The organism is Gardnerella sp. c10Ua_31 (assembly GCF_055700915.1).
Map to the genome: position 1 here is coordinate 464,642 of NZ_JANUYG010000001.1, position 19,320 is coordinate 483,961.

Annotated in this window: 14 protein-coding genes and 3 tRNA genes; 2 read left to right on the top strand and 15 right to left on the bottom strand. The window is 43.6% G+C overall.

The features are described 5' to 3' along the window. Positions 1 to 157: 157 nt before the first annotated feature. On the bottom strand, positions 158 to 604 hold the full coding sequence (gene nrdR, locus NYP55_RS01860) for a transcriptional regulator NrdR (protein WP_032812895.1): 447 nt from the start codon (positions 602 to 604) through the stop codon (positions 158 to 160). 312 nt (positions 605 to 916) lie between these two features. Then, the gene (locus NYP55_RS01865; RefSeq protein WP_415696358.1) at positions 917 to 1,276 is read right to left on the bottom strand and encodes a LysM peptidoglycan-binding domain-containing protein; all 360 of its coding nucleotides are present in this window, start codon (positions 1,274 to 1,276) and stop codon (positions 917 to 919) included. A gap of 160 nt (positions 1,277 to 1,436) precedes the next feature. On the opposite strand from NYP55_RS01865, the gene lexA reads away from it, so the two are divergent. Next, a complete protein-coding gene (gene lexA, locus NYP55_RS01870; RefSeq protein ID WP_102704945.1) occupies positions 1,437 to 2,159 on the top strand; it encodes a transcriptional repressor LexA in 723 nt (240 codons plus the stop codon). Positions 2,160 to 2,345: 186 nt separating this feature from the next. Here lexA and NYP55_RS01875 read toward each other — a convergent pair whose 3' ends face one another. The 7 genes from NYP55_RS01875 to trmB all read right to left on the bottom strand — a co-directional run bounded on the left by NYP55_RS01875 (position 2,346) and on the right by trmB (position 9,853). Then, entirely contained in the window at positions 2,346 to 2,825 is a 480-nt protein-coding gene (locus tag NYP55_RS01875; protein WP_004132677.1) for a GreA/GreB family elongation factor, read from the bottom strand. A 57-nt stretch (positions 2,826 to 2,882) separates the two neighbouring features. Beyond that, the gene (locus tag NYP55_RS01880; protein WP_004132678.1) at positions 2,883 to 3,290 is read right to left on the bottom strand and encodes an FKBP-type peptidyl-prolyl cis-trans isomerase; all 408 of its coding nucleotides are present in this window, start codon (positions 3,288 to 3,290) and stop codon (positions 2,883 to 2,885) included. A 267-nt stretch (positions 3,291 to 3,557) separates the two neighbouring features. Beyond that, positions 3,558 to 5,036, bottom strand: a complete 1,479-nt coding sequence (locus NYP55_RS01885; RefSeq protein ID WP_101896641.1) for an L-serine ammonia-lyase — start codon at positions 5,034 to 5,036, stop codon at positions 3,558 to 3,560. A 62-nt stretch (positions 5,037 to 5,098) separates the two neighbouring features. Further along, entirely contained in the window at positions 5,099 to 7,813 is a 2,715-nt protein-coding gene (locus NYP55_RS01890; protein ID WP_415697580.1) for an HAD-IC family P-type ATPase, read from the bottom strand. Positions 7,814 to 7,838: 25 nt separating this feature from the next. Further along, entirely contained in the window at positions 7,839 to 8,576 is a 738-nt protein-coding gene (locus tag NYP55_RS01895) for a hypothetical protein (RefSeq protein WP_020759091.1), read from the bottom strand. 118 nt (positions 8,577 to 8,694) lie between these two features. Next, positions 8,695 to 8,766: transfer RNA gene (locus NYP55_RS01900), tRNA-Glu, on the bottom strand. Between the two features lie 145 nt (positions 8,767 to 8,911). Then, on the bottom strand, positions 8,912 to 9,853 hold the full coding sequence (trmB, locus tag NYP55_RS01905) for a tRNA (guanosine(46)-N7)-methyltransferase TrmB (RefSeq protein ID WP_415697579.1): 942 nt from the start codon (positions 9,851 to 9,853) through the stop codon (positions 8,912 to 8,914). A gap of 201 nt (positions 9,854 to 10,054) precedes the next feature. Here trmB and galE point away from each other — a divergent pair, with 201 nt between their 5' ends. Beyond that, positions 10,055 to 11,065, top strand: coding sequence for a UDP-glucose 4-epimerase GalE (galE, locus tag NYP55_RS01910; protein ID WP_472781466.1), 1,011 nt, complete (start codon positions 10,055 to 10,057; stop codon positions 11,063 to 11,065). 81 nt (positions 11,066 to 11,146) lie between these two features. On the opposite strand, the gene NYP55_RS01915 is transcribed toward galE, so the two are convergent. The 6 genes from NYP55_RS01915 to nrdD all read right to left on the bottom strand — a co-directional run bounded on the left by NYP55_RS01915 (position 11,147) and on the right by nrdD (position 19,205). Then, positions 11,147 to 11,219: transfer RNA gene (locus NYP55_RS01915), tRNA-Phe, on the bottom strand. A 42-nt stretch (positions 11,220 to 11,261) separates the two neighbouring features. Next, positions 11,262 to 11,335 (bottom strand) — tRNA-Asp (locus tag NYP55_RS01920). Between the two features lie 115 nt (positions 11,336 to 11,450). Then, entirely contained in the window at positions 11,451 to 13,637 is a 2,187-nt protein-coding gene (locus NYP55_RS01925; protein ID WP_472781467.1) for an ABC transporter ATP-binding protein, read from the bottom strand. Next, positions 13,627 to 15,510, bottom strand: coding sequence for an ABC transporter ATP-binding protein (locus tag NYP55_RS01930; protein ID WP_472781468.1), 1,884 nt, complete (start codon positions 15,508 to 15,510; stop codon positions 13,627 to 13,629). The genes NYP55_RS01925 and NYP55_RS01930 overlap by 11 nt, the downstream gene beginning before the upstream one ends. Before the next feature lie 418 nt (positions 15,511 to 15,928). Then, complete coding sequence (gene nrdG / locus NYP55_RS01935) at positions 15,929 to 16,636, bottom strand: anaerobic ribonucleoside-triphosphate reductase activating protein (RefSeq protein ID WP_016636315.1); 708 nt, start codon at positions 16,634 to 16,636, stop codon at positions 15,929 to 15,931. A gap of 121 nt (positions 16,637 to 16,757) precedes the next feature. Then, the gene (nrdD, locus tag NYP55_RS01940) at positions 16,758 to 19,205 is read right to left on the bottom strand and encodes an anaerobic ribonucleoside-triphosphate reductase (RefSeq protein WP_472781469.1); all 2,448 of its coding nucleotides are present in this window, start codon (positions 19,203 to 19,205) and stop codon (positions 16,758 to 16,760) included. Between the last annotated feature and the right edge of the window lie 115 nt (positions 19,206 to 19,320).

Here is a 19,320-nt window from a genome sequence, read left to right on the forward strand (position 1 = left end):
ACAAATCAGGTTATCCCTCACACTATAACCATATTTATTCTAAGACTCAACGATTCGCTAACAAACAGCAAATCAACATTCACACAAACTCAAATACTCAAACCTATACTTTTAGCAACATTCGCAAAGTGTTCACTCAATGTAAAACATTGCACAATCACTTGCTTTTCTTAAGATCATCTATTGCACGTTCAAAATCTTCCAAACCAGTAAAATTCTGATATACGCTAGCAAAACGAAGATACGCCACCTCGTCTAGTTCACGCAACGGCTTTAATATTGCTTTTCCAACATCTTCGGATGTTATTTGAGCTAATCCACGAGCGCGTAAATCAGCTTCAACTTCCATTCCAAGAGTCTTTAGCTCCTCAGAATCTATTGGTCTACCCTGGCAAGCTTTTCCAACACCAGCAACCACTTTTGCCCTATCAAAAGGTTCCACAGAACCAGAACGCTTCATAACAAGCAATTGCGTAGTTTCTACTGTTGTAAAACGATTACCACACATCTGACACTCGCGCCTACGACGGATTGAATATCCATCCTCACTGATTCTAGTGTCAATAACCTTAGTATCGGAATTCTTACAAAAAGGACAATGCATATATACAGCATACTAAAAATTAATTAAATATGTTATATATATTTCAATGTTTTATATAAATAAATCGATTTTTTCATATTTTTCCTCGTATATTTTATAAAATTTATCGCAAAACACTCGAATAGATGGATATATAGATACATCCATAACAACAATTGGTTCAACAATTGGTTTAACGCTTAGATCATGACAACTACAACATGCAGAATCATCGCAATAATATAATGTAAACAAATCGTATGATTCTGACGAATTATATTCATAATTTGGACTCATTAATACTCCATTCTAATAATATTTGTAATAATAAAATTAGTTGTCAATAAAAGGTACGCGTATAGACTGCCCTACTTCTAAATCTGGAGAATCAAGATTATTTAATTGCATAAGGTAATCAACAGAATCAGAAATATTGCCATTTTTATCTGTTATGGATTTTGCATAACTCCACAATGTATCTCCAGGGCGAACAGTATACGTTATAAAGGATTTTGATACGGCTGAAACAGCTGGCTTTGGCATAAAAATAATCCAAGCAAAGCAAACTAACGCAGAAAAAACTATAAAACGAATAAATAATTTATTTTTGCGTTTTTTGTAACCCTTATTAGCCAAAGCGGCACGATTTAGTGTTGAATAACTACCATTGGAAGAGTTCAAGTTCTTATACATAACTATCCTTTCTTACGTTTTAATTGACATGAACATTTGTTCTATCGAACAAGTGTATTAATCTTGACACATTTGTTCTAAAGATGCAACGGCGTGTCGAACATATGTTTGATTTTTTTAGAAAAGTGTATTAGAATGTAAAACAACGAAAGGAGACACCATGAATACCACGCAAAACGAGCTTAGTGATTCTGCGGCGCACAACGCTGAGCCACTAACAGATCGCCAGAGAAAAATCATGGATGCTATACAGCAATGCCTCAAAGAACATGGATTCCCTCCATCTTTTAGAGAAATAGGCGAAGCTGTAGGCTTAAGAAGTCCTTCTTCCGTAAAACATCAATTACGAGCACTCGAAATGAAAGGATTAATACGAATAAGCGCAAATAAAGGTAGAGCAATTGAAGTTATTGGAGATTTTATACAAAAAAATAAAGAAAAAGCCCATGCGTTGCTTGAAAAACAATCAGCTATCGATGTGAGCATGTATAACAGTGAGTCTTTGATAAACTCTCACGATGTTCCTCTTGTTGGAAGAATCGCTGCAGGAACACCTATAACAGCTGAACAACATGTTGAAGATGTTATGCGTTTACCAGAAAGACTTACTGGAAGCGGAAATCTGTTCATGCTAGAAGTGCATGGAGATTCAATGATTGACGCAGCAATTTGCGACGGCGATTATGTTGTTGTACGAGAACAGAACGAAGCAACAAATGGAGATATTGTTGCTGCACTGCTAGATAACGAAGCAACTGTAAAAACGTTTAGAAAAGAAAATGGTCACGTTTGGCTTATGCCTCACAATCCAGCGTATTCCCCTATAGATGGATCTCACGCAAAGATAATGGGCAAAGTTGTTACCATTTTAAGAAAAATTTAATGATTTAAGAGATTTACAAGATTTACGAGATTAAAACAACTAAAGAGCGATACTGTTAAACGGATACAAATAAGCATATAAATAAAATCGCTGTGACCTATAAATCATATAGATTCTAAATCACAGCGATTAGAGAAAATAGATAGATAACAAGTATGTGCTCGCTTATTAAAACAAATTCATTGTTTAAGCGAGTGGATGAGAGTCCTTAATGGTTACAGAAATTTGGCGACCATTTGGAGCAGAGTAGCTAACAGTATCACCCGCTTTAGCGCCAATAATTGCAGCACCAATCGGAGATTCTGGACTAATAACATCGTAATCGGTAGCAACAGCAATATCACGAGAGCCAAGAACATAAGTCATCTCTCGACCAGCAAGATCTAGAGTAACAACAGAGCCATTGCCAACAAGGCCTTCCTCTGGAGCCTCAAGGATCTTTGCATTGCGTAGCTTAACAATAAGCTCGTTAATACGACCCTCGTTCTTGCCTTGCTCTTCGCGAGCAGCCTGATAGCCACCGTTTTCAGACAAATCGCCTTCGGCGCGAGCAGCAGCAATACGCTCGGTGATTTCATCACGATATTCACCTTCGCGATGAGCTAATTCTTCCTTAAGCTTATCGTAGGCTTCTTTAGTCAACAGAATTATTTTTTCTTCAGCCATTTTGCAATCTCCTTAACAAAGAACAAAGAGTAAAAGTAACAAAATAACCACTCGCGTTTAGCGAGTAGAAATAATATCAATCACAAAAACGAGTGTGTCCGAACCACCAATTCCAGCCTGCGGAACACCTCGTGAACCATAACCATACTCAGGCGGAATAGAAACAAGTAAGCGAGAACCAACATTATGTCCTGGAACAGTACGATCCCATCCCTGAATAACCTGGCCAACACCAATACCAAAGCTGGCAGGTGTATGTCGAGCAAAACTAGAGTCAAAAGGCTCACTTGCCCCCCAAACAACGCCATGGTAATTAACGGTAACAGTATCTCCAGCACGAACCAAAGGTCCATTGCCTTCTACCAATTCAACAACCTTAAGCCCTGCTGGCGGCTCAAGCGCTGGGAACGTCACCGTTGGCGTAGCACCAAATTCCGCAACTACTTCTGGCATATCCTGTGCCATTTTGCCTCCTTTATAACCTCTTATAATCCCTTACAAACATGTGTAAATGCTTGCAAAAAGCCACTAACATTTACAAACTATTCATTAAAAACATTGAATATTATAACAGTTTTGCAATTTTATAGCGTGTTTTAGATTAGCACTCAACCGCTACCTATGCCAATACGTATGTAACTTGCACAACAGTATAGCAACACAATGCAAGCAAATATGCAAACATTCTTAAGGAAAACGTAACAAAAATAACTATAAACGCAAAGACTATAACTAACACTCAACTACGTTTACAGCTAAGCCTCCCTTAGATGTTTCGCGATATTTAGACATCATGTCTTGGCCAGTTTCCTTCATAGTTTTAATAGCACTATCCAAGCTAACAATATGAGAGCCATCACCTAAAAGAGCCATTCTAACAGCATTAATAGCAGTGTTGGCAGCCATAGCGTTGCGCTCGATACAAGGAATCTGAACCAAGCCGCCAACCGGATCACAAGTGAGACCAAGATGATGCTCAATACCAATTTCGGCAGCATTTTCAACCTGCTGCGGAGTTCCGCCAAGAACTTCGCACAGGCCTGCAGCAGCCATAGAACACGCAGAACCAACTTCTCCCTGGCACCCAACTTCTGCGCCAGAAATAGAAGCATTGCGCTTAAACAAATAGCCAATAGCGCCAGAAGCAAGAAGGAACTTTATTATTCCCTCCTCGCTAGAACTGTCTACAAAACGCCAATAGTATTGCAAAACGGCTGGAATAATACCAGCGGATCCATTAGTCGGAGCTGTAACAATACGACCACCCCCAGCGTTTTCTTCACTTACTGCAAGAGCAAAAAGATTTACCCAAGCAGAATCAGAAGCTTCCAGAGCACAGTCGGCTCGCCTACGATTTTGCCTAAGCATATCGGAATTTGCAGCAAGACGAGCATACATACGAGGAGCACGCCTATGAACCTCAAGTCCGCCTGGAAGAATCTGCTGCTTAGAGTTACATCCATGTTCAACACACTCTTCCATAACTTCCCAAACATGCAACAAATAGGAACGAACATATTCGGAATTACCGTTATGCAAAGCAAGTTCGTTTTGCCAAACAATGTCACTTATGCTCTTATGCTCTTTTTTGCAAATCGAGATAAGTTCTTTGCACGTTGTAAAAGGATATGGAACAGAAGAGTCTTCATGCGAATCACTAGAAGATTCAGAATCTTTAAGATTGGAATCTTTAGTACTATCTTCACTTTCTTCCACATTTTCATCAACGCGGTCATGCAAACCAATCATCTTATCGTTGGCATTACCTTTGCGAATAAATCCGCCACCAATCGAATACCAAACTTGTTCGTCAACAGTATTACCAAAGGAGTCCAAAGCAACAAACCGCATGCCATTAGGATGTGCAGCCATGCGCCGCCACTTTTCAAAAACAACATCGGAATCATAATCAAATTCGATAGTATGACTATGCGCAAGTGTTAGAGTTCCGCTTTTCTTACAATCTTCGCGAATAGTCATCATGTGTTCCGTATCAACATCGTCTGGAAGGTTACCTTCAAGACCAGCAACCGATGCACGATCCGTGCCATGCCCCAATCCAGTAAGAGACAAGGAGCCATACAGTGTGACTCGCACACGCGAAACGTCTTTAAGCTTTCCACTCTTTTGAATAGAAGTCACAAAAGCATTCGCTGCGCGCATAGGTCCAACAGTGTGCGAAGAACTAGGACCTACACCAACCGAGAACATTTCTAAAATACTGAACACATATCTATTGTAAGCACAATTGTTAGTAGGCACGACACGCTACGTCAACGATCACTATCATAAGAGTGCAAAGCACTACCATCGTTTACATTATCGATCCAGTTTTCAATCAAGTGACTAACAAGATGCAAAACTAACCAGATAACAAAGGCAAAAATTACAGCACAAATCATAACAAACATTGCATTTCCGCTCACAGGAACATGCAAATCAAAGAAATGCGCAACAAACGGTATAAATGCACCAATAACGCCAGCAGCAGCAAAGCATAAGACCATAATTCCACGCCAAGAAATAAGTGGCTTAGAAACTGTAGCCAAAACTGCAACACCGAGCACAAAAACAGTAACAGCACAAATAGTGCGAGTTACACCAACAGCGTGCACGGATTCAACAATAAGCCTAGAAGCGTTAGCGTTAGAAGAATCAAGACCGCGCGCAAGCATTAAAGGAGCAAAAATGGACACAACCAAAACAGACACAGCAACAGCTATACCATTTGGTAAAGCAAAACGAACAACACGATGCAAGAATCCAGGAACATAGCGCCTTGTATTAGGAGCCAAAGCGAGCAAAAATGCTGGAATACCAATGGTTAACGAACCGATATAGGTTATGTGACGAGGCAAATATGGGAAATTAAGACCGAGCAAAACCACACCTGCAGAAATCAGCGCAGAATACACTGTTTTAACAAGGAACAGTCCCGCAACACGTTCCATGTTTGCCATTACTTGACGACCTCTAGCAACAACGTCTGGAAGATGCGAGAAACGTGAGTCAACAAGAACAACTTGCGCAACAGCCTTAGCAGCTGGAGCAGCGTTACCCATTGCAACGCCTAAGTCTGCTTCTTTGAGCGCAAGCGTGTCGTTCACACCGTCGCCAGTCATAGCTACAACATGGCCTTTAGAGTGCAAAGCTTGAACAATCGCCTTCTTTTGATCTGGCAAAACGCGACCCAAAACATCAACGTTTTCAAGAACCTCGGCAAGTTGATTTATATCTGTAGGCAACTGTCTTGCGTCCATTGAAACAGGCTTTGAGTCACCAGTTAGACCAACTTTTTCGGCAACAGAGGCAACAGTTGTTGGATTATCGCCAGAAATAACGCGACACCTAACGCCTTGCTGCCTAAACCAAGCAAGAGTTTGACGAGCGTCAGCACGTATTTTCTCTGAGCATCGAACTAAAGCAACAGGGCGAGCGCTTGTAGACACTACTGGAGAACTGGAGAACGTTGCATCATTAGAATCGCCAGAATCACTATAAGCAACAGCTAGAAGAAGAACACGATTACCCTGCTGAGCGTATTCGTTTACACGATTCAAAATTTGCTTAAACGAATCCGTTAAATGGCAATTATCGAAAGGAGAATCGCCAGAAACCGCAGAATCGCTGATTCCGCCTTCTGCAACCGCTGGAGCAATAGAACCGTGCAAATCGCTAGAAACAACGCTAGATTCGCGTGAACAAATCGCAGTTGCTAAAACCTCTGGAGCACCCATATACCACGTTTCAAATCTACCGTCTTTCAGCGCATAGCGTATTGCGCTCCACTTTCTTGCAGACGAAAATGGCAAGCGAGCGCTAACACTAGAAGCAGAGGAAACACCTTGATCTTTAAGGCCTTCCATAATGGCAGAACCTGTAGCATTTGGATTTTCTTCGTTAGATAAGTCAAACAGAGCTTGATTCACCAAACGATTCGAGTCATCACCAATCAAGTCAACACCAACAAACGCGATTCCACCATCCGTAATCGTGCCAGTTTTGTCTAGATTAAGGCAATCCACTCGAGCCAAAGTTTCAACAGATTCAAGCTCCTGAACCAACGTTTTTTTACGCGCAAGACGCATTGCAGCAACAGCAAAGTTAAGCGAAGTTAAAAGAACAAGCCCTTCTGGAATCATGCCAACAACGCCAGCAACAGCAGAAACAACAGCGCTCTTCCACTGCCCGGTCTGTAAAGCTACAGCAAATCCGCCAACCTTATTGATTTGCGACCAAACAAGCAAAACGCAAAGAGGAACAACAACAATCGTCATCCACTTTAGAATCGTGTTAATTCCACGACTCAAATCGGAGATTGTTTTTGTATAGACCTTTGCTTGTGCAGCAAGCTTAGACGCATAGCTGTTATCTCCTACAGCTGTAACGCGCATTAAAGCAACGCCAGAAACCGCAGTAGACCCAGAATAAACAAAGTCGTCCGCAGCCTTACGAACGGTCACAGATTCGCCCGTAAGCATGGACTCGTCCATTTCTAAGCCCCAAGATTTAACAACATTTGCATCTGCAGGAACCTGGTCGCCAGAACGAACCCACAACAAATCACCAAGCACAATACCGCTATGATCAACATAAACATTTTTGCCTTCGCGCCGAACAATCGATTTGGAAGCAACAAGAATCGAAAGACGGTCGAGCGTACGCTTTGCGCGCAACTCCGTAACAACACCAATACCCGTGTTAATAAGAATCACAAAACCAAAAACAGCGTCTTTCCAAGAGCCAGTGACAAGCACAACAACCATTGCTGCAAAAATGATTGCGTTAAAAAGAGTAAACACGTTTGCGCGCACAATAGAAAGAACGGACCTAGATGTTCGATTATTCGTAACATTTACAAATCCGCGATTTACAGCATCAAAAACTTCGCTTTGCGTTAAACCTTGTTCGCTAACCTCTGGCAAATCAGGGAAATCGGAGATATTCACAGAATCTGTAGAATCTGTAGAGCTTTGCGAATCATGCATTTTTTGCAAACTCGTAACGTTAGCGCTAATCTTTGTCATTTATAACCACATCCCTACTGTGAGGCGTATTGTCAATCACAGATTGAACGATTTTTAGAAGACTAGAATGTTGGATTTTACCGAAACTCTTAATTAGATTTGTGTCAAACAAATTCTCGCCATCTAAATCCTTAAGAATATAAAGCTTTGCTGCATACAAAGTGCGGTCCTTAGGTGGATTTTGTGGATTAACAAGCACAACAGGAATCCCAGCAGAGCGCACATATTCAAGCGCATTAGTCCAAGCTTTGCGAGCCTTTAGATCAACATGCGCACCACCAGCATTGCTTTTAACGCTATAATCAACGCGATCTAATCTATCAACATTAATATTGTTTATCAAAATAATAGACACAGGCTGATTTGAAGCATCTGTAATTGCCTCTTGCGAAGCAAAATTAGCATTTTTGACGTCTGCAATCGAAGTATATGATGCATGCAAACCAGATTTCTCACACATATGCAAAAGCTTAGAATCAAGAGCCGCCTGCCTGGATCCAACTACAAACAACTTTATGTCTTCTACATCAATACCATCATGAACAATGTCGTCCAAATGCCCGCTATCGCCAACAGCGTGGCCCTGAGGAGTGCAAGCACTTAGAGACGCAAATAAGAAAATCACCAATGCGGACGCAAAAGCCGAAACAACATAACTACGTTTGCACAAAACAGCACGAATCGCACGCATAAGAACGTGTTTTGTTTTGCGCATAAAGACCATAAGACTTTTATAGCACAAATTAGGAACGAAGCATATTGAGAACAGCGCAAGAGTTCGTGGTAAGCGGCAAACATCGTAGATAACAAAAACGCCGCTAAAACTAGCGGCGCAAAATTTGTACCCCCTAAGAGAGTCGAACTCTTGTTGTCAGATTGAAAGTCTGGTGTCCTAACCGTTAGACGAAGGGGGCTTTTAACCAAACCATATGATATTAACACTCATGCGCAGTTCTTGCAAATTACGGCGTGTTGAAGGAAGATAACGCGATTCTAACAAAGCACACCACACAAGCACGCGCTACGCATTACGCACTGCATCACAATCAAATACACAACTCACTTTTTAACAACATATGTCAAATCGTGAATCACGCGACCAGCATCTAATCCCTTGCGCTCAAAATTCGTCAAAACACGCCCATCAAAGCGACGCGACTCAACAAAATCCGCATGAGGCAAATCGCCAGCATCTTGTGCATTCCCCTTGCCAACATGCTCCGTAGGCAAACTCACGCGCAAATCTCCAGCGTTTTCAAAGCACGCCAAAGAATCCATAACCTCGTGAACATGCAACGCGTAATCCTCAATATCTGTAGCAATTCGCCAAACTCCGCCCACAACAAGCGCATTATGCACAGACTTAGCCAAAGATGGCTGAACAATTCGGCGCTTGTGATGACGCATTTTAGGCCAAGGGTCTGGGAAAAATGTCCAAACTTCTGCCAAAACACCACTTTTGCACGCTGCAAGAAAATCAGGAGCGTTAACTTGAGCAATTCGCAAATTATGCAAATCCTGCTTTCCAGCCAAAAGCATAGTGTGCGCTACGCCTGGGTCGTAAACTTCTAGCGCAAGAAAATTCGTATTCGGATTTGCTGCAGCAGCCGCAACAATGTTCTCGCCCTGACCCGAGCCGATTTCTACAATCAACGGATTAGCATTGCCCCAATTGGCCTCAATCCATTGCGAATCAACACATAAATCGCTTTTTACGCGCAAAGACCCATCGCCATCTGCAATGCATAGCAAATAAGTACCAGAGTAGCGTTGCTTGGCTTTTTCCAAGCGCGCGTCGAGCCTAGCAGACCTTCGCACAAACGAAAGAATAGCCCTAGCAGATGCGTGCGTTTGTTTAGGCTTGGAAGAGTCGCAAGCAACCGCGCAATCATACGCGCCAGCAGTCAAATCACCAAAAGAGTGGCCACTATGCAAATCGTCACTTGCACTATCTACATTAAAATCGTTCATTTTTAGCCAATCTTCCTTATTTTCTTGCATACGCGATTGAATCACAACTCATCGCATAATATCAAACGCGCAAAACACTGGCACAAATACCAGCACAAGCACAAACACTGCAACAAACACAAACACTGGAACAAATACAAACAATGCCAAAAACACAATATGATTCAAGCGCTATAATTTCACTATAACATTATGCAAAACAGCATATGTAAGAAAGGTAAACGGTAAACAATGACTATTCTAGTTACAGGTGGATGCGGCTACATTGGCGCACACGTTGTACACGCTCTTCACCAAGCAAAGCAAAACGTTGTAGTTGTAGACGATTTGAGCTACGGAAAGCCTACAAGAATCGAAGGCGCACGACTTTACGGAATGGACATTGCTTCCCCAGACGCTGGAGCGCGACTTGCGCAAATAATGAATGAAAATAACGTCGATTCTGTAATTCACTTTGCTGCGCGAAAGCAAGTTGGAGAGTCCGTAGAAAAGCCACTTTGGTACTACCAGCAGAACATTAATGGCATGCTTAACGTTTTAGAAGGAATGCGCCAAAGCGGTGCTAAAAAGCTTGTTTTTTCGTCTAGCGCGGCCACGTATGGCGAGCCGCCTGTAGAAGTTGTGCCAGAAGACGTTGTGCCAATGCTTCCGATTAATCCGTACGGCCAAACTAAACTTTTTGGCGAGTGGATGGCACGCGCTTGCGAACACACTTATGGAATTCGTTTCTGCGCACTTCGCTACTTTAACGTTGCGGGATGCGGGCCTGTGGAGCTAGAAGATCCTGCGATTTTGAACCTGATTCCTATGCTTTTAGATAGGTTGCAGCAAGGCAAAGCTCCTGCGATTTTTGGTAATGACTACCCTACTGCCGACGGCACTTGCATTCGCGACTACATTCACGTTTCGGATCTTGCAGACGCGCACATTGCAGCGCTTACTTATTTAGATCGCGATGAGCGCAAGTATGACGCTTTTAACGTTGGAACAGGCAAAGGCACTTCTGTTCGTCAAATTGTAGACGAAGTTAGGCGCGTTACTGGATTGCCATTTAGAGAGGCGATTTTAGGGCGTAGAGCTGGCGATCCGCCACAATTGATTGGAAGCACTAAGCGCATTAACGAAGAGATGGGGTGGCATGCGCGCTACAACGTTAAGGATATTGTGGAATCCGCATGGGAAGCTTGGCAAGCAAATCCAAATCATCATATTGACGTTGAATCGTGGAAGCAAGTTGACTAAGCAGATTGACTAGCTTATAAACAAAAAACGCGCGGCAAAAATGCTGCGCGTTTTGTTATTTGGTTTTTATTTATTTACTTGTGGCTCCGAGCGGGATCGATCCGCTGACCTAGCGATTTTCAGTCGCTCGCTCTACCAACTGAGCTACAGAGCCATGATGAATAAAAAACCCGGCGAACCGGGCCTTTACTAATCGCGACCCCGGCCGGACTTGAACCGGTGACCTCCGCCGTGACAGGGCGGCGCTCTAACCAACTGAGCTACGGGGCCGTGGCTTTGTTCCATTGAACAGCCGAGTTACTATCTTACAGAATCCACGCCAAAATGCAAGTTCAAAAGCGTATTCGGCGTGTTGCCGCAGAATATCAAGCAAACACGACGCTGGCTACTCCAGCTCCATTGCACCCGTGCAAAGTTGATAATATTCACCACGCTTTTTCATCAAGTCTTCATGAGACCCACGCTCAACAATCCTGCCATGGTCCAAAACCATAATCACATCCGCGTTTCGCACTGTAGAAAGCCTGTGCGCAATAACAAACACGGTTCTATCTTGCATCAAAGCGTCCATCGCGCTCTGCACAAGCGCCTCCGTATGCGTGTCGATCGAAGAAGTTGCTTCGTCTAAAATCAAAACAGGCGGATTCGCAACAGCAGCGCGCGCAATCGCAATCAACTGCTTTTGGCCTTGAGAAATGTCTGCTCCGCCGTTTTTAATATGCGTGTTGTATCCGTCTGGCAGCTTGGAAATAAAGGAATCCGCATGAGCAAGAGTGGCAGCAGCAACGCAATCCGAATCGCTAGCATTAAGGCGTCCGTAGCGAATATTGTCTATTATGCTTGCACTAAACAATCCAACATCTTGCAAAACGGTTGCAACAGCATGGCGCAAGTCACTTTTGCAAATATTACGAACATCGATTCCGTCATACAAGATTTGACCATCAGCAATGTTATAAAAACGCGTAAGAAGATTGGCGATAGTGGTTTTGCCAGCTCCAGTTGCACCTACAAGCGCAACTTTTTGACCCGCGTGAGCATACCAAGATATATTGTGCAAAACAGTTTTAGAAGGCTCGTAACCAAACGTAACGTTTTCAAAGCGAACATCTCCCCTAACAAGCGTGTACACGCCATCTTTAGAGCGAATCGCGTGTTTTTGGGCATCTGCGCAAGAATCTGAGCTTAAAGAACCGCAATTTGAAGAACCGCCACTTAAATTTTTAGAGCAATTTTTCCACGCCCAATACACATTACTTCCGCAAGAATCTTCGCTTACTTCGTTAAAAACTTGCAAATAAGACTGTTTAGCGTCTGTAGAATCTACTTGATTTACTTGCGATTTATCGCCACTATCATCGCCATCTCCACTACAGCACTCAACGATTTTTGCGCGAATTTTAACGAGCTTAACTGTTCCATCATCTTTTTCAACAGGCTCATCTAAAAGCGCAAAGATGCGATTCGCTCCTGCAGTCGCCATCATAAGCGAATTTAGTTGCATTGTTATCTCACCAATCGGGTTTATAAACGCGCGAGAAAGCGTAAGAAGAGATATAAGCGTGCCGATTGTAAGCGTGCTTGAATTCACACCAAAAACGCCGCTCAATCCAGCAGAATACACGCCAGCATTTACCGCCCACGCTCCAAAAATCGCAAGCAAAACGTAAAACAGGTAGCTCGCGTTACTAATCACAGGCATAACATTATTTGCGTAAGAATTGGCGCTAGCAGAAATTTTTTGCACGTGAATCGCCAAATCACTTAATTTTTCCACCGCCGCACGCTCGTGATTAAAAATCTTAATAACTTTTCTACCAGAATCCGCCTCTTCTACAAACTCGTTCAAATCACCCAAAGCTGCCTGGAATTGCACAAAAAGCTTGCCAGAACGCTTAAGCATAAAACGCACTAGAAGCAAGAGAATTGCAGTAAAAATCACAATAAAAATCGCAACAGGAATCGAAAGCCAAATAATCGCGCAAAACGCCGCCGCAATAGACATTAGCGCGCCAAACGAATCGGGAAAAGACCAAGAAATCGCTTCATGGAGCGCTTCCGTGTCGTTTGTGTATCGGCTCATAACATCGCCATATCCGTGAGCGTCTAAGTACCCAAGCGGAAGATCTTGATGATGCTTAAACATTTGATTTCTAAGGTTTCGCATTACACTTTGCGCGATTTTTACAACCAGCCTGCTCCAAAGCCAGCTAAAGAACACACCAATAGCGCACACGCATGCCATAATTGCAATCATTCGCAAAAGTGGCGCAAAATCGGGATTACGCTTGCCAATTAGAGGCAAAATGTACGCGTCTACAAGCGATTGCAAAAACATTGCGCTTACAGCTTGAACAATGGAGCTTATAATAATTGACGCAATAACAACAAAAACTTGCATCTTGTAAGCCATAATATAAGACGATAAGCGCTTTAGAACGCGCCAATTTATAGCAAATTTTTCTTGCGATTTGTGGTCTAAGTTTTCTTGCGACTTTTGCGAAGATTCTTGCGAAGATTCTTGTGCAGACTTTAACGCAGATTTTTCTTGCGACTTTTCCTTATTTTCCATTGTTAATCCTGCCACCCTCACTGCCTTCGCTGTTTTTAGATTCAATCATTTTTACACCTTGAGAAATCGCCATTTTTCTATACGTTTCGCACGATTTCATCAACTCGCTATGCTTTCCTTTAGCAACAACACGCCCATCTTTAAGAACAACAATCAAATCCGCGTGCATGCAAGAAGACACGCGTTGCGCAACAATGATTTGCGTGGAATCGGGCATAAAATACCTTAAATTCTCGCGAATCTTGGCGTCTGTTTTAACGTCTACTGCACTCATTGAATCGTCTAAAATCAAGATTTTTGGCCGCTTTAGCAACGCGCGCGCAATGCAAAGTCGCTGTTTTTGACCGCCCGAAAGATTCTTGCCGCCTTGCTCAAGATTCGTGTTATATGCATGCGGCAAATCGTCTATAAACTCTTGAGCGCAAGCGATTTTGCACGCCTCGCGCAAGTCGGAGTCACTCGCATTCTCGTTGCCCCATCGAAGATTTTGCGCAATAGTGCCACTAAACAGAATATTTTTTTGTAACACAATTCCTATCTGGTTGCGCAAACTTTTGGAATCATAAAAACGAACGTCTGATCCGCCTACAAAAACAGTGCCTTTTGTTACATCGTAAATGCGCGCAATCAAATTTATAATACTTGACTTTCCACTACCCGTTGCGCCCACAATCCCAATAGTAGAGCCAGAAGGAATATTTAGATTTATGTTGTGTAAAATTTCCTGACTACCTTTAGACGAATCGCAAGCAGCCGAAGACGAATCGCCATTTACGCGCGCAGAATCATATGCAAAATCAACATTATTAAAACGAATCGAAGCATCTGCAAGCTCTGTAATCGCGTTTTTATGAACATACTCACTGTTATGCGATTGTAAAACATTTGCAACACGATGCATTGACGTGCGCGCAGTAACCGTCATAACAAAAATTACAACCAAATTAGCCAACGCAAACAAAATTTGCAACGCATATACAACCAGCGCAGCAAGATTTCCCGTAGTTAAGCCAAATGCAGGATTATTTCCCGAAGCAACGATTTGCTTAGAAGCCATCCACGCAACAAGAAGCAAACACGCATAAAAACACAAGTTAAAAAGAGGAATACTACAATTTAGAATATACTCCGCTTTTAAAAAATAGCTGTAAATTTTATGCGATATGCGCCTAAAACGGCGGTTTTCGTAGTCTTCTCTAACATACGACTTAACAATGCGAATATTGCGCAAATTTTCGCTAACCATGCTGTTCATGCTGTCAATCGTGCCGTAAATTCGCGCAAAAATGGGCGCAACAATCTTGGCGCCAATACCACAAATAACGCCAACAATTGGAATAAGACTAAGAAAAACCCAAGAAATCGAAGGGCTTATGCAAAAAGTAAACCACCATGCTGCAACAATAATCACAAGGCTGCGAACGCCTGCGCGAATAACCATTTGATACGCAAATTGAATATTAGAAACGTCGCTAGTTAGGCGCGTAACAACCGTTCCAGTAGAAAAACGGTCAAGATCGCAAAAACTCAACGATTGCAAGCGACTAAACATCTTGCATCGCAAATTTTTGCCAAAGCCCGCGCTAGAATGCGCGCAACAAACGCCAGAAATAACGCCAAAAATCATTGATATTGCGGCAAAAGCGAGTAATTGCAAGCCGTAGTATTTAACAGCATTTTGGGATTTTGCGGCAATTCCAAAGTCAATAAGACTAGACATTACTGTTGGAATCGCAATTTGCATAGATGCTTCCACAAAAATCGCAGCAGACGTGATTACACCAAGCATACGATAGCGCTTTAACAGCGGCATTATTGTGCGAAACGCATTAGGCGCGTAATCCTTGTGTTTTTTATGCGATTTTGCTTTCATGCGACCTCTCTATTAAAAGAATTTATACGCTTAATCATATCACTTCTGACTATTTTGGATTGTAGTGCGATTGCGAATCAACGACTTCAAGCTGCATAATGCGCGAGAAGTCACCTCGATTCGCTGAGCCGCTTAGAGCAGAAGCACTGCTTCTGTGCGGCAAAGCGCTTTGACTGAGCTTGAAATTGCATAACGTATTTCAAGCTCCTTCAAAGCGTGATTTGGCTCAAACGTAAAGTCCAGTGGACTTTACATGCCAAATCAGCCGAGCGGCTGCTAATAGCCGCGAGGAATAGCGCGATGTAACGCGCGAGCGTAAACACCCAGCCCTCCTACACACCAAATAGGAAGGTACGCGCAACGCTAAATAGGAAAATCACTTGCGCGGTCTAAGCGCGCTATTTCTAACAACCATTAGCTAACTCGCGTCACCTTCGCCAACAGCTCGATCCTTGCCATAGATTGATGGAATAAAACGCTCTTGATCGTGAAGCTTTTCCCAGATTACAGGCGGATCAATCGGATTTTTCAGCGACTTTGGCACGTCAATAATCCGCTGATTACTAGATCCGCGGAATTGCAACAGCGAATCATGAAGATCCTTCATATATCGCCCGTCAACAAGAATGTCAATGTATTGCAAAAGCTCAAGTTTATCTGGCGTCTCGCCTTTGCGCATAAGCTCTTCCCAAGTGTAACCAGTCCAGCTCCAAATGTCTTTTGTATTTCCAAACTCGCTTCGAATACGCTTGCAAAGTGGCAGCAAAATACCAGTGTTAAGAAGCGGCTCTCCGCCAAGAAGCGTCAATCCTTGCACGTACGGAAGCGCCAAATCTTCCATAATCTGGTCTTCAAGCTTTTGCGTGTATGGGTATCCTGCGCGAAAATCCCAAATCGACTCGTTATAGCATTCAACGCAATGGAACGGGCAGCCAGAAACGTACAGCGAGCAACGGATTCCTTCGCCATCCGTCATCAAAAAACGCTTATAATCCGCAATCATGCCCTTGCTCATGCGCTCACTGGACCACTGCCCTGCGCGCGGATTATTAGAAAGAGAGGTTGGAATCCAAGGCCCGCGGTTAACGTCTGCAGGTGCAAAATCGTGCAAACTTATGCGAGCCATGGTTCCAACCTTTTTAGTAATTTAGCCTAGCTTTTACTTTATTTTATGCGACTTTAAGCGACTTTAAGCTGCGACTTTACGCGATTACACGCTCCGCAATTTTACGCCGCAATCCTACGCACTACTTAGTTTCCTCGTACCACTCGCGAGACTCGCCATTGTTAAGAACAACATGGCCAGTTTCGCCAGACATGTGCTTTACGCGGTGAGCAATCTCCTCGTGGCGGCCGTGAACCATTGGTCGCTGAACAGGATTACCCAAGTAGCCGCAAGTGCGCTTAGTCACATTGCACTTATCTGGGTCACTGTTGCCGCACTCTGGGCAGCGGAAGCCTTCCTTAGTCGGCTCAAAATCGCCCTGGAATCCGCAAACAAAGCAATGGTCAATCGGAGTGTTCGTACCCAAGTAGCCAATGCCAATCTTGTAAGCATAATCCCAAACAGCCTCCAAAGCCTTAGGATTCGCTTGCAAGCATGGGAACTCGCAGTAGTTAATAAAGCCACCAGAAGCAAGGTACGGGAAGTCAACCTCGTAGCGGAGCTTCTCCATAGGAGTTGGCTGCAACCACACTGGGTAATGGAAGGAATTAGTGTAGAAGTCGTGATCTGTAACGCCTTCAATGCTGCCAAACTTCTGGCGATCCATGCGGTTAAAGCGATCCGTCAAAGACTCAGCAGGAGTGGAATATACCGAGTAGTGGTATCCCTCTGCCTTCGACCACTGCTGGCAAAGCTGATTCATGCGGCGAACCATAGAAAGCGCAAATTGCTTGCCATCTTCGTTCCAGCTGTGATCTTGCATCCAATCCTTGCCAAAGAACACGGATGTAGCTTCATACAAACCAATGTAGCCAAGAGACACGGTTGCACGCTCGTTGCGGAACAGCTGATCCACGCTCTCGTTAGCGCCCAAACGCCCAAACGCGCCGTAGCGGAACAGCGTTGGAGCGTTTACAGGAGTTGCCTGCTTGCAACGCATAATGCGGAATCGCAAAGCTTGATGTGCCACTTCCATGCGCTCGTTAAAAAGCTTCCAGAAGCGGTTTACGTCTCCGTGAGACTCCAGCGCAATGCGAGGCACATTAACTGTTACAACGCCAAGATTCATGCGGCCGTCTTCCACGTCTTTGCCAGTCTTTGGATCAATCCAGCCCTGAAGGAAGGATCGGCAGCCCATAGGCGCCTTAAAGGAGCCTGTAATCTTAACAATATTCTCGTAGAACACAACGTCTGGATACATGCGCTTTGTAGAGCACTCAAGCGCAAGCTGCTTCAAATCGTAGTTAGGGTCACCTGCGTCTGCGTTAACGCCGTGCTTAATAGTAAACACAAGTTTAGGGAAGATAGCAGTATGACGGTCCTTGCCGAGTCCGCGAATGCGATTAAGCAAAATAGCGCGCTGAATTTCGCGAGCAAACCAAGACGTACCAAGACCAAAACCAACAGTTACAAACGGAGTCTGGCCGTTAGAAACGCGGTTGGAATTAATCTGATATTCCATTGTTTGCATAGCGTCGTAAATCGCCTTGCGCGTCATAATCTTTGCGTAAACTTCGCGAAGCTGATCCAACTCACTCAAATTCTCGTCAAAAGGAGTGTCTTCTGGAAGAGGATCCCTATCTGAACAATGAAGATTCTTAGGCTCCTGAGCCTTTAAGCCGTCAATCATAGCCTTAGCAACTTCGATTGGCGTGGAATCTGGAATCATGGCCTGAGCCATAGCAAGATTCTTGTCGTAATCGCACTTAGCGTAAGGCTCCAGCATCTCGTCTGCGCGGTTTACAGTTTGGCCGCCGTACTGCGCGCCTGCAATATCCTTAATAATCTGCGTAACTTGAGTAGCCGCCGTGCCAATCGACTTTGGGCTATCCATCATTGCGTTTCCAAGCGCAAATCCCTTAGCAAGCATGTTTCCAAAATCTGGAAGCGAGCAATTGCTCATGCAAGTAAATGGCGAATAATCGGCATCGTGGAAGTGAATATCGCCCTTCATGTGCGCGTTAGAAACCGCGTGTGGAAGCATAGAAAACGCGGAAGCCTTAGAAACAGCGCCTGCAAGAAGATCGCGCTGAGTAGCGTAAACGTTGGAATCCTTGTTAGCATTTTCGCGCACAAGCGACTCATCTCGGTTTACAAGGCGATTCACAGCTTCGTTAATATCGGTTGCCTTAGCGCGGTCAATATCTCGGTTTAGGCGGTAGCTTGTGTAGCAACGCGCAACTTCGTAAAGGTGATTTTCAATAAGACCATGCTCAACAAGAGTCTGAATATCTTCGATTTTTGCAGGGCCATTGTAACGGTCTTGAATCTCGGCCTCAATATGATCCGTAATATCGCGAATCATTTGCTCTTCTTGCGGACCAACTTCTTTGCGCAAATCCTTAAACGCAGCTTTAATGGCCATTATTATGTTCATCTGATCAAAGTCAACAACGCGGCCATCGCGCTTTTCGACTTGCACGCGAGACTTCTTAGAAGAGTCGTTGAAGACGCCATTAAAATCGCCCAAAGCGGCTGCTTGCTCATCTTGCAAAGTGGCATCTTCTAAAGTCATATCAGAGACCTGCATTCTACAGACCTTTCTCAATCTACCGTGTATTTTGCATCGCAAATCGACTTATGATTCGCAACAACTTGCTCTACTATAACCCATTGCATGCACAATATCTAGGGCAACTTACATA

Excerpts from the sequence above, each read along its gene's own strand:
- nrdR (WP_032812895.1), bottom strand. The coding sequence starts at position 604 with ATGCATTGTCCTTTTTGTAAGAATTCCGATACTAAGGTTATTGACACT.
- NYP55_RS01865 (WP_415696358.1), bottom strand. The coding sequence starts at position 1,276 with ATGTATAAGAACTTGAACTCTTCCAATGGTAGTTATTCAACACTAAAT.
- lexA (WP_102704945.1), top strand. The coding sequence starts at position 1,437 with ATGAATACCACGCAAAACGAGCTTAGTGATTCTGCGGCGCACAACGCT.
- NYP55_RS01875 (WP_004132677.1), bottom strand. The coding sequence starts at position 2,825 with ATGGCTGAAGAAAAAATAATTCTGTTGACTAAAGAAGCCTACGATAAG.
- NYP55_RS01880 (WP_004132678.1), bottom strand. The coding sequence starts at position 3,290 with ATGGCACAGGATATGCCAGAAGTAGTTGCGGAATTTGGTGCTACGCCA.
- NYP55_RS01885 (WP_101896641.1), bottom strand. The coding sequence starts at position 5,036 with ATGTTCTCGGTTGGTGTAGGTCCTAGTTCTTCGCACACTGTTGGACCT.
- NYP55_RS01890 (WP_415697580.1), bottom strand. The coding sequence starts at position 7,813 with ATGCATGATTCGCAAAGCTCTACAGATTCTACAGATTCTGTGAATATC.
- NYP55_RS01895 (WP_020759091.1), bottom strand. The coding sequence starts at position 8,576 with ATGGTCTTTATGCGCAAAACAAAACACGTTCTTATGCGTGCGATTCGT.
- trmB (WP_415697579.1), bottom strand. The coding sequence starts at position 9,853 with ATGCAAGAAAATAAGGAAGATTGGCTAAAAATGAACGATTTTAATGTA.
- galE (WP_472781466.1), top strand. The coding sequence starts at position 10,055 with ATGACTATTCTAGTTACAGGTGGATGCGGCTACATTGGCGCACACGTT.
- NYP55_RS01925 (WP_472781467.1), bottom strand. The coding sequence starts at position 13,637 with ATGGAAAATAAGGAAAAGTCGCAAGAAAAATCTGCGTTAAAGTCTGCA.
- NYP55_RS01930 (WP_472781468.1), bottom strand. The coding sequence starts at position 15,510 with ATGAAAGCAAAATCGCATAAAAAACACAAGGATTACGCGCCTAATGCG.
- nrdG (WP_016636315.1), bottom strand. The coding sequence starts at position 16,636 with ATGGCTCGCATAAGTTTGCACGATTTTGCACCTGCAGACGTTAACCGC.
- nrdD (WP_472781469.1), bottom strand. The coding sequence starts at position 19,205 with ATGCAGGTCTCTGATATGACTTTAGAAGATGCCACTTTGCAAGATGAG.